Raw genomic sequence first — 9,874 nt, 5'->3', positions numbered from 1 at the left:
GGAAATGGAGCTATAGCAGGAGGCGGAACAGGCGGTGTTACTGCATTAATTAACGGGGATAATTTCTTAAAAGGATTAGCAACAGGGGCTGTAATTGGTGGAGCTGTAGCTGCTGTAAGTTATACCGTAAATTATTATGCTCAAGGATATAATAAGACTAACTATAAAACCGTTTCTTCAGAGATTAAAAGTAATGATACTCCAACATATGATATAAATATTAGTCGTGATACCATGCAGAATGATATAGATATTATGCGAAGCAAAAACTTTACATTATCAGAAATGGATCAATTTGGAGTAGGAAGGGACACCTTAGGATATGGGGGATTTGATGGATATATATATCCTGGGGATGGAAGTAAAGTTTATGCATATACCACCCCAAAAAATTTCTGGACGGGTAAATCTGATATTGTATACGCACCTATAACAGCACAAAACAAAAAGCTTTTAGCAGCAACGATGGTACATGAGACAGGGCATGCATATTCTCAAAAAATAGGATTGCTTGATGTGCAGCTAAAATCAGATAGCAGCGAACATTTAGGGATGGCTAAATTAGAGCACTTATACGCAGACAGAAATTTTGTAACACCGACAGAAAGATTAAACAGCGGCTTTTACTGGAGACCATCCGTTATTAGTAGACTATATAATAATTTAGACCAAATCTCCCGAAGTATAGTCGACAACGCATATAATAAGCTTATGCCAGTATTCGACCGATTTATGTTTTATACAAAATAAATGTCATATGAAAAATTATAAAATAATCACTTTAGTTTTACTTATCTTAAGTACACAAAGTTGTTTCACCCAAAAAAAAGATAAACTTCATTTATTCTACAAGGATATTTTGTATTATAATAAAGTCATTGATGAAATTAAATCTTATGATAGTAAAACTGCAATTTATCAAGTAAAACAATTATATCCTGATGGAAGCTATAAAACAAAAACAGTCAAGGTAAACCTGACACAACAAAATCTTCAAGACATTTATGATTTATATTTAAAGCTTAAACCTAAAAATTTACGCAATTGTATATTTGCTGATAATAACGAACTCTTATCAAGCTCAACAATCAGTTTTAATAAGGATAAAAACATTGAGAATTTCCCATGCAATGAAAGCTTTACTGATAAGGAAAAATATGTCCAGGTTGAAGCAAAACTATATGAATTCATTTTACCTACGTATAGGTTGCAATTTCCGGATGAATTTATACAAAAATAAATAGCAATGTTTTACATGTGCTAGCAAAACAAAACTATTATTTAAATCAATCCCCCGAAAATCGGGGGATTTTTATTTAATAAAAATCATTAAAAAAACCACCGCAAAAGCAGTGGCTTAAAAAAATCAATCTAATTATGGACTAAATCTTATAAATTCGGGTTATTCTCAAACTCCCTTTGTGGAATACTGAATAAATAATAATTACTATTCGGTACAAAAGCAGATTTATCCGGGAAATCAAGAACAGAATGTCCTTTACCGTCTACTGTTTTCACGGTACCGTCCGGTGTAGTTACCTGAACTTTTATCGGTTTTCCATCTGCATCTACAAATGGTTTTCTTACTACTGTGCCCTGTGTTCTGATAATATCTGAAAGAGAGAAACCTTCTCCAAACAATTCTTTTCTTCTTTCGATCAGAACGGCATCTACTACCGCATTCTGTGCTAATGATCCATTATAAATATTGGCATTTCTTGCTGATTTTAATTGGTTCAAAACTGCGACTGCCTGAGAAACATTTCCGTTTCTTGCTTCGGCTTCAGCTTCGATCAGGTACATTTCTGCAGCTCTCATGTACACAATATCTGCGATAAGGGTTGGTTTAAATTTAAACTTGGCATACCTCAGCAATCCTTCTCTACCTTTCTGTCCGTCCCATGAAAACAATTGAGATCTGATATCATTGGTATCAAAAAGGTCTTTAAAATAAGGATCTGCCATAAAGCTGTAATAATAACTTCCTGAGGAAGATACATCCAGATAATGGAAGGCATAACTTTCATCGGACTGTTCCTGGGTCTGTGCATGTCCCCAGATCCACTCGACATTGTTGATATCATTGAAACCATCCTTATATTTTTCCGGAGCCATAAGAGAAAATCCTTCCCTTGCAATTTTTGCTGATGCTGAAGCTTTGCTCCATTCTCCTGTATTCAGGTAAGTTCTTGCTAAAAGTCCGTTTACCACAGAACGGTTGATCTTATCCTTATTATTTCTTGTATAATTTTTCAACAGGTTATCGGCCTCGGTAAGATCACTTTTAATCAATGTATAGATTTCTTCAAGGCTTGCTCTCTTCTTCCCTACTGTGCTTGTTGTGGAAGGTTCTGTATAAATCGGGGCTGTCAATGCTGATTTGTCTTTAAGATAGCTGAACTGATAAAAGCTTGCCAGATTCAGGTAACAGAAAGCACGTAATGCTTTTGCCTGTCCTTTCACCTGGTCTTTTTTCTCCTGGCTGCCTTCTGTGCCATCAATTCTTGTAATCACATTATTCATATTATTGATGGTGGAATACAACAGAGACCAGATAAACAACGGCCGGCTCGCCGTATTATTCACCATTTCTGTAAAGGCATAGGTAGAAGCGAAACCATACTTATTAGTCAATACTGCCACATCACTTCCCATGGCATCACTTGCTCTCAACACAGTGGAATACCCGATATTGGCATAGGTTGTTCCGTCATTATTAAATTTTGCCCAGGTACCGTTCACTACCGTCTCAGCACTTTCGGCTGTTTTGAAAACTTCTACACTGCTGGCCTGATCAGTAGGAGCTGTATCCAGCTCGCTTTCGCAGCTTGCCAACGACAAAAATCCGATAAGAGCAAATGATATATATTTTAATTGTTTCATTGTTTCAATTTTAAAAGGTTAAAGCGTTGCCTGAAGACCAAAAGTGATCGTTCTCATGGCAGGATATCTGTAATACGTGGTTCCGTCCAAAGCCTGCTCAGGATCCATTCCTTTATGTTTATAGAATGTGAGAAGGTTTTCTGCCTGGATATAAATTCTGAATTTTTTCAATCCTATTTTCTCAAAATAATCTTCAGGAAGTGTATATCCCAAGCTTACATTTTTAAGTCTTGCATAAGTACCTGAATACAGGAATCTTGAAGACGTTGATGTCCAGTTATTTGTTGTTGTGCTCAATGCGGGAACATCTGTATATGGATTATCCGGTGTCCATCTGTTCAGTATTTCAGAACTCCACGCACGTCCTCCGGCACTTCCGTTATGCATAATGGAAGTATAATCGGTATCTAAAATCTTCCCTCCGATTTTGAAGGTCAGTAATCCTGAAAAATCAAAATTCTTATAGGTGATGCTTGTACTGATTCCTCCTGTCAGTTTAGGCAATGCAGAACCCTGTAACAGTTTTGTAGCTTTTGAATATTCTGAGGTTGTTCCTTCCACTGAGTTTCCGCTGGCATCAGTAGAAACTGTTTTCCACAATGGCTTTCCATTGCTTGGATCTACTCCAACCCATTCAGGAATAAAGAAATCGTACACAGAACCTCCTACCGTTAACAGCTTGGTTCCTACTACAAGAGAACCACCAGGTAATTTTGTGACTTTATTGTTTAAAGTACTTAAGTTCACATCTACATTCCACTGGAAATCCTCAGTTTTAACAGGTGTTGTAAATAATGAAAATTCAAACCCTGTATTCTGAATCGTTCCGATATTCGCCGGATAATCACTGATCCCCAACGACGGCGCAACCGGCATATTAAACAGAAGATCCTGGCTTTTTCTTTTGAAGTATTCGATATTTCCTTTAACCCTGTTATTCAGAATCGCGAATTCCAATCCTACGTTTAAATTAAGGTTGGTTTCCCACTTCACATTATTGGTTGATGTTTTTTCAAGGGTTGTTCCTGGTTCTCCACCAAGACTGATAAATCTGTACAACTCCTGATAAGCGTAATAAAGCGGTTGTCCGTTAGGTCTAAGTAATTTATCATTTCCTTGTCCTCCGTAACTGGCACGCAATGTCAACTGATTGAAAACATTCAGGCTTTTAATAAATTCCTCATTCGAAATTTTCCACGAACCTCCCACTGACCAGAATCTGCCCCACCTGTTATCTTTCGCAAATCTTGAAGAACTGTCTGCTCTTCCCGATGCAGATAAGAAGTAAGTATTATTGTAGTCATACTCTACTTTTCCAAGGAAACTCAATAAGCTTAATTTATTACTGTTTCCACTGAAACTTCCCAGCAGAGAAGCAGCATCCGGCTCATAGTAATAAGGCAGTGAAAACTGACTTCTTGTTCCTGAAATCGTCTGATAGTCGTATTTATAGAATTCATGTCCTGCTAATGCATTAACATGATGCTTTCCAAACTTTTTATCATACGTCAGAATATTGCTGGTTGTATAGGAAAGTGTTCTGGTATTGGTCTTCGTCACCGAACCTCCAATTTCCGCACCTTGCCCAAGTAATGGATTTGAATAATAATGTCCGTTATAATTCACCAAATCAACTGAGAAGCTTGTTTTGAATTTCAGTTCCGGCAAGAAAGTGAATTCCATGAATCCTTTTCCTGAAAAGTTATCTTCTTTATTTTCGTTTTTATCTAAAGGCAACGTTGCAGCAGCATTCTGATTTTGAAGTGCATTTGTAGGTCTGTATTTTCCAAAATCATAAATTGGATTTCCGTCAGCATCTAAAACGTAAGTGCCGTCTGCATTTCTTTCATAATAAGGATAGAATGAAGGAATAAACCTTGCGGCATTGATGATATTGCTTGCCTTGGAATCTGAAGAAGTTGGTGCCTGCTGAATACTGTTCGTATAACTTAAGTTTACTCCAACATTCAGCCATTTTTTAACTTCGGAATTAATTTTCAGCCTGGTATTATATCTTTTAAAACCAGACTCAATCGCCATCCCTTTATCATCCAGATACCCTAGTGAAAAGAAGTAATTACTTTTATCACTACCTCCGCTGATATCAAGATCCACCTGGTTTCTTGATGCCACTCTCTGTAGAATATCTCTCCAGTCATCATTCCAGAGTGGTGATGCCCCTGACAATAATTTTCCATCTGTTCCCACCGGTTTTGGATAAGCAGTTCCATATGGATTAATTCCAAGAGTAGAAACAAGATTATCTGTTGCCATCTGAGCAGCCTGCTGAGAAGAGACTTTACCGGACTGATATCCGTTTCTCAACGCTTCCCAATATAATTGAAAGTACTGATCCGTATTTACCTGTTCATAATCTTTGACAGCTCTTCCGGAGAATCCCTGGCTGATATTAAAATTAACTTTTGCTTCTCCTTTTTTTCCTGATTTTGTAGTGATGATGATAATTCCGTTTGCCCCTCTTGAACCATACAAGGCACTTGCTGTAGCGTCTTTCAAAACACTGATGGATTCAATATCACTTGGGCTGATAGAGTTAATATTTCCGTCAAAAGGAATTCCGTCTACTACGTATAAAGGATCACTGGAAGCACTGATGGAACCGATTCCTCTGATTCTGATAGTAGAAACCGCACCCGGCTGCCCTGAGGCACTGGTAGTCTGAATCCCTGCAACCTGCCCTTCCAATGCTTTGGTAATATTGGTTACAGGTCTGTTATTGATTTTATCACTGGAAATGGTGGCTACAGAACCGGTATAGCTGTTTCTTTTTGCTTTTCCGTAAGCTACCACAACTACTTCATCAAGCTCCTTTTCATGAAGACTATCTTTTTTCGCCCTGGAATTCTGAGCACTTACACTGGTGACTCCCAGAAAAAAAGCCGCAACCGGAGGTATCCAGGCTTTAGAATTAAATAAATTTTTACTAATCATAATCAATTTTATTTATCATATATTAAAATTTAACCCTTTGCAGAAAAGTCAGCAAAGGGCATCGATAAATACGATAAACCAAATGCTTATTTTTCCTTAAAAGGCTGAACGTAACACCTTGCCCTAAGGGTAGGTTGTTAAGACTTCACAGGGTCAGTTCCCTCCATCTTTCTTTATAAGCCGATCGAAATATGGTTGCAAAGCTAAAAACTTTTAGTCTACAAAACAAGTAGACTTATTATTTTTTCATGATAAATTTTTAATAATTAACATAAAATTTTAATAAAAGCCATAACAATAAGGAGTTGTAAGCTTTATCATTTATTTAAATATGACAAATATCATTATTAAAAACTCAATTGAAACAAATCTACATCACATTGAAATTTTTGGCCATTAATTAAAAAAAGTTTTTAATTTTATGGTATGAGAGTTTTAATCATCAACGGGCCTAATCTCAATCTTTTAGGCACAAGAGAACCGGAAATCTATGGAAATGTTTCTATGGAAAGTTATTTGGAAAATTTGAAATCCGAGTTTCAGGCTCATGATATAAAATATTACCAGTCTAATATTGAAGGCGAGCTTATTAACAGGCTTCAGGAGGATGACTTCGATGCAGTAGTGATCAATCCCGGGGCTTATACTCACTATTCATATGCGATTGCAGACTGTTTAAAAAATATCAGAAAACCTAAAGTAGAAGTTCATATCAGCAATATCTATAAAAGAGAGGAATTCAGACAGAAATCTGTAACAGCAGCTAATACGGATGCAGTCTTATCAGGCTTTGGAATGGATGGGTATCGGTTGGCCTTATTAAGTTTAAAATAACTTATACTTTTTTATTTAACAACGGATTTCACAGATTTTCAAAGATGATTATGAAAAATAATTTATGAAGATAAAGGATAAGATTTACTGTAAAAGTATTGGCATATATTCCGGGCAATTAACAAAAAGAAAATCTTATATCGTTGAAGAAATAAATGCTGAAAATATAAGAATCTGGAATGATGAAGGTAAGCTCAGATGGTATTCTAAGTTTTATTTCTGCTTGGAGAAAGAACCGGAAATTATTTCCATTCATATTGATGATGAAATAGTAGAGGATACTGAATCTGCTATAGAAGTTACCATTGAATTTTCTGACAAAACAAAATATTGGATGACCTTCACTACTCCAAAGTATTTAAATAAAATATTGGACGGAAAGTCTTACTTTTCTTCAAAGCATTTTATGATTATAAAATATCTGACTGAAGAATCAATCAAATCAACAGTCCTGAAACTGGATGAACAGAATGAATTGATTGAAAGTTGTAAAAAATACTAATAAGAAAGCCTCATCAGTGATGAGGCTTTTTATATGTTGATTGGTAACTATTAGATAGTCTGTTCCTGCAATTGAGGTCCTGAAGCTACTAATTTTTTACCTTCTTCAGTATCACAGTACTGCTCAAAGTTCTTGATATATCTTGAAGCAAGATCTTTTGCTTTTTCTTCCCATTCTGAAGCGTTCTCATAAGTATCTCTAGGATCTAGAATACCTGTAGAAACGTTTGGCAATTCAGTAGGAATTTCAAGGTTCATGATCGGAACCTGAGTTTTAGGAGCATTGTCAATAGAACCGTCAATGATGGCATCAATGATTGCTCTGGTATCTTTTAGAGAAATTCTCTTTCCGGTACCATTCCAACCTGTGTTTACCAGATAAGCTTTAGCTCCGTGCTCCTTCATTTTACCGATTAATGTTTTAGAATACATTGTTGGGTGCAATGTAAGGAATGCTTCACCAAATGCTGGAGAGAAAGATGGCTGAGGTTCAGTAATTCCCCTTTCAGTTCCTGCTAATTTTGATGTATAACCGCAAAGGAAGTGGTATTGAGCCTGATCTTCATTCAGGATAGAAACCGGAGGAAGTACTCCGAATGCATCTGCTGAAAGATAAACTATCTTTTTGGCATGACCTGCTTTGGAAGGCAATACAATTTTGTTGATATGATAGATTGGATAAGAAACTCTTGTGTTCTCAGTGATAGATCCGTCTGTATAATCCGCTACTCCATTGTTAACAACAACGTTTTCAAGAAGTGCATCTCTCTTGATGGCAGCAAAGATATCCGGTTCTTTTTCTGCAGATAAGTCGATAACTTTAGCGTAGCATCCGCCTTCATAGTTGAATACTCCGTTATTATCCCATCCGTGCTCATCGTCACCGATAAGGTATCTTTTAGGATCTGCTGATAAAGTTGTTTTACCAGTTCCTGAAAGACCAAAGAATAAAGCTACATCCCCTTTTTCTCCTACGTTTGCAGAACAGTGCATTGAGGCCATACCTTTTAATGGAAGATAGTAGTTCATCATGGCGAACATCCCTTTCTTCATCTCACCTCCATACCATGTACCTCCGATGATCTGTAGTTTTTCAGTAAGGTTGAACATGATGAAGTTCTCAGAGTTTAATCCCTGAGCTTCCCAGTTCGGGTTGGTAGTTTTTGATCCGTTGATAACTGTGAAATCCGGCTCGCCAAAGTTTTCAAGCTCATAGTGAGAAGGACGAATGAACATATTAGTAACAAAATGTGCCTGCCATGCTACTTCAACGATAAATCTTACTTTAAGTCTCGTATCCGCATTCGTTCCGCAGAATGTATCTACTACATAAATCTTTTTAGATCCGGCAAGCTGGTTCAGCACTAGTTCTTTACAAGACCCGAAAATTTCTGCTGTTGTAGGTAAGTTTACTTTACCATCCCAGAAAATTGTATCTCTTGTAACATCATCCTGAACAATATATCTGTCTTTAGGTGAACGACCTGTGAAAATTCCTGTTTTTACTGATACTGCGCCTGATTCTGTAAGCTCAGCTTTCTCAAACCCCTGATTTTCAGGAGAAACTTCAGCCTGATATAATTCTTCATAAGAAGGATTATACACTACTTCATAGTTTCCTTTAATCCCTAATTTCTCTAAATCCTGGATGATTTTAGTGTTTTTCATTTTACTTATATTTTCTATTTCTTTATTGCTTTCAACAAAAATAATATTAATTATTTGTTAAAGGTGGTTTAAATATACTGATATAAGTCAGAATGGCAAATAAAAAAACAGGATTGTAATATATTGATTATAAACCAATTATATTATCCCATTCAAAAACGGTCGTAAAACCTTTCTCCCAAAAATAGTTCTTATAGTCCCCAAATTTCGCACTCATCACAAAATCTCCACCCCATGCACCTAAACTTTTGACAAATGAAGGGCAATCTGAGAAAAATTTTTCTCTAACTGTGAGAATTTCAAGAAAATCGGCAATTTTTCGCTCATGAATCATCATTAATGCAGAAAAATTTTCCAATTCATCGCATAACATAATTTTCTTTGTGATATCCGAAAATTCATCAACCAATTCCGGGGACTTCTTTTTTGATTTGTAAAAATTGATTCCTTCTCTACTATCCTGCTTCTGATTTAAATGAATAAAAATCAGTTCATTTTTAAAGGACGGATTAAAATCTACTTTCTCATATTTTATCTCAGGTTTACTTTGGAAAAGCACTGCGGACTTTTCTTTTGCAACTGCAATGTCATATCCACTGCCTCCCAAACTGATGGTGTTAAGATGAAAAGGATCTATTTCAGCCCATTCCGCCAGGTTATTCATCAGGGTGGAACTGCTCCCAAGCCCATAATCCGCAGGAAACTGAAGATTTGTTTTTAAATAATAAGTAAGGTCTGTTTTGAATTTACTGTCAGAAAGCAGCTGAACATTTTGTAATGTTTTGGTAATAAACTCAGCGCTTGATGGAATATTGGTTTCTAAGATCTGCCAGTTCTTATAATCAATGACAGCTTTTAACCATAATGTATTCTGATGATAGGCTTCCCAAAGAATAAGAGATTTTCCATCTTCTTTTTCTTCAAAGAAAAACTCTTGTCCCAGCCTGGTAGGTACCGCTAAGACAAGAGCTCCATCGATTGCGAAATATTCTGAAGTAAGCATAAGCTTGCCCGGTGAAAAGATCGCGCTCATATT

General features: G+C 36.4%; 8 protein-coding genes and 1 riboswitch. Of the genes, 4 read left to right on the top strand and 4 right to left on the bottom strand.

What is annotated here, in order from left to right; all coding sequences use genetic code 11:
- Positions 1–234: 234 nt before the first annotated feature.
- Positions 235–750, top strand: a complete 516-nt coding sequence (locus tag AC59HC_RS04415) for a hypothetical protein (protein ID WP_496558060.1) — start codon at positions 235–237, stop codon at positions 748–750.
- A 7-nt stretch (positions 751–757) separates the two neighbouring features.
- Complete coding sequence (locus tag AC59HC_RS04410; protein WP_465089463.1) at positions 758–1,240, top strand: hypothetical protein; 483 nt, start codon at positions 758–760, stop codon at positions 1,238–1,240.
- 149 nt (positions 1,241–1,389) lie between these two features.
- On the opposite strand, the gene AC59HC_RS04405 is transcribed toward AC59HC_RS04410, so the two are convergent.
- Positions 1,390–2,883 (bottom strand): RagB/SusD family nutrient uptake outer membrane protein, encoded by a 1,494-nt coding sequence (locus tag AC59HC_RS04405; protein ID WP_496558059.1) that lies wholly within the window; start codon positions 2,881–2,883, stop codon positions 1,390–1,392.
- 18 nt (positions 2,884–2,901) lie between these two features.
- Positions 2,902–5,835, bottom strand: coding sequence for a SusC/RagA family TonB-linked outer membrane protein (locus AC59HC_RS04400; RefSeq protein ID WP_496558058.1), 2,934 nt, complete (start codon positions 5,833–5,835; stop codon positions 2,902–2,904).
- Between the two features lie 83 nt (positions 5,836–5,918).
- Positions 5,919–6,017: riboswitch (SAM riboswitch) on the bottom strand.
- A gap of 244 nt (positions 6,018–6,261) precedes the next feature.
- Between AC59HC_RS04400 and AC59HC_RS04395 the strand changes: the two genes are divergently transcribed.
- Together AC59HC_RS04395 and AC59HC_RS04390 are read left to right on the top strand one after the other, a co-directional pair.
- Positions 6,262–6,669 (top strand): type II 3-dehydroquinate dehydratase, encoded by a 408-nt coding sequence (locus AC59HC_RS04395; protein WP_202841634.1) that lies wholly within the window; start codon positions 6,262–6,264, stop codon positions 6,667–6,669.
- Between the two features lie 64 nt (positions 6,670–6,733).
- Entirely contained in the window at positions 6,734–7,171 is a 438-nt protein-coding gene (locus AC59HC_RS04390; protein WP_429817021.1) for a hypothetical protein, read from the top strand.
- Positions 7,172–7,221: 50 nt separating this feature from the next.
- On the opposite strand, the gene pckA is transcribed toward AC59HC_RS04390, so the two are convergent.
- A complete protein-coding gene (gene pckA, locus AC59HC_RS04385; RefSeq protein ID WP_227941034.1) occupies positions 7,222–8,838 on the bottom strand; it encodes a phosphoenolpyruvate carboxykinase (ATP) in 1,617 nt (538 codons plus the stop codon).
- Positions 8,839–8,965: 127 nt separating this feature from the next.
- Positions 8,966–9,871: a GYDIA family GHMP kinase gene (locus tag AC59HC_RS04380; protein WP_110008483.1), complete on the bottom strand. Its 906-nt coding sequence runs from the start codon at positions 9,869–9,871 to the stop codon at positions 8,966–8,968.
- Positions 9,872–9,874: the final 3 nt, after the last annotated feature.

This window comes from Chryseobacterium sp. DZ-32, from assembly GCF_059587025.1.
This window is presented reverse-complemented; position numbering and strand designations above follow the sequence as displayed.

Coding starts and splice junctions, on each gene's coding strand:
- AC59HC_RS04415 (WP_496558060.1), top strand. CDS start 235: ATGCAGAATGATATAGATATTATGCGAAGCAAAAACTTTACATTATCA.
- AC59HC_RS04410 (WP_465089463.1), top strand. CDS start 758: ATGAAAAATTATAAAATAATCACTTTAGTTTTACTTATCTTAAGTACA.
- AC59HC_RS04405 (WP_496558059.1), bottom strand. CDS start 2,883: ATGAAACAATTAAAATATATATCATTTGCTCTTATCGGATTTTTGTCG.
- AC59HC_RS04400 (WP_496558058.1), bottom strand. CDS start 5,835: ATGATTAGTAAAAATTTATTTAATTCTAAAGCCTGGATACCTCCGGTT.
- AC59HC_RS04395 (WP_202841634.1), top strand. CDS start 6,262: ATGAGAGTTTTAATCATCAACGGGCCTAATCTCAATCTTTTAGGCACA.
- AC59HC_RS04390 (WP_429817021.1), top strand. CDS start 6,734: ATGAAGATAAAGGATAAGATTTACTGTAAAAGTATTGGCATATATTCC.
- pckA (WP_227941034.1), bottom strand. CDS start 8,838: ATGAAAAACACTAAAATCATCCAGGATTTAGAGAAATTAGGGATTAAA.
- AC59HC_RS04380 (WP_110008483.1), bottom strand. CDS start 9,871: ATGAGCGCGATCTTTTCACCGGGCAAGCTTATGCTTACTTCAGAATAT.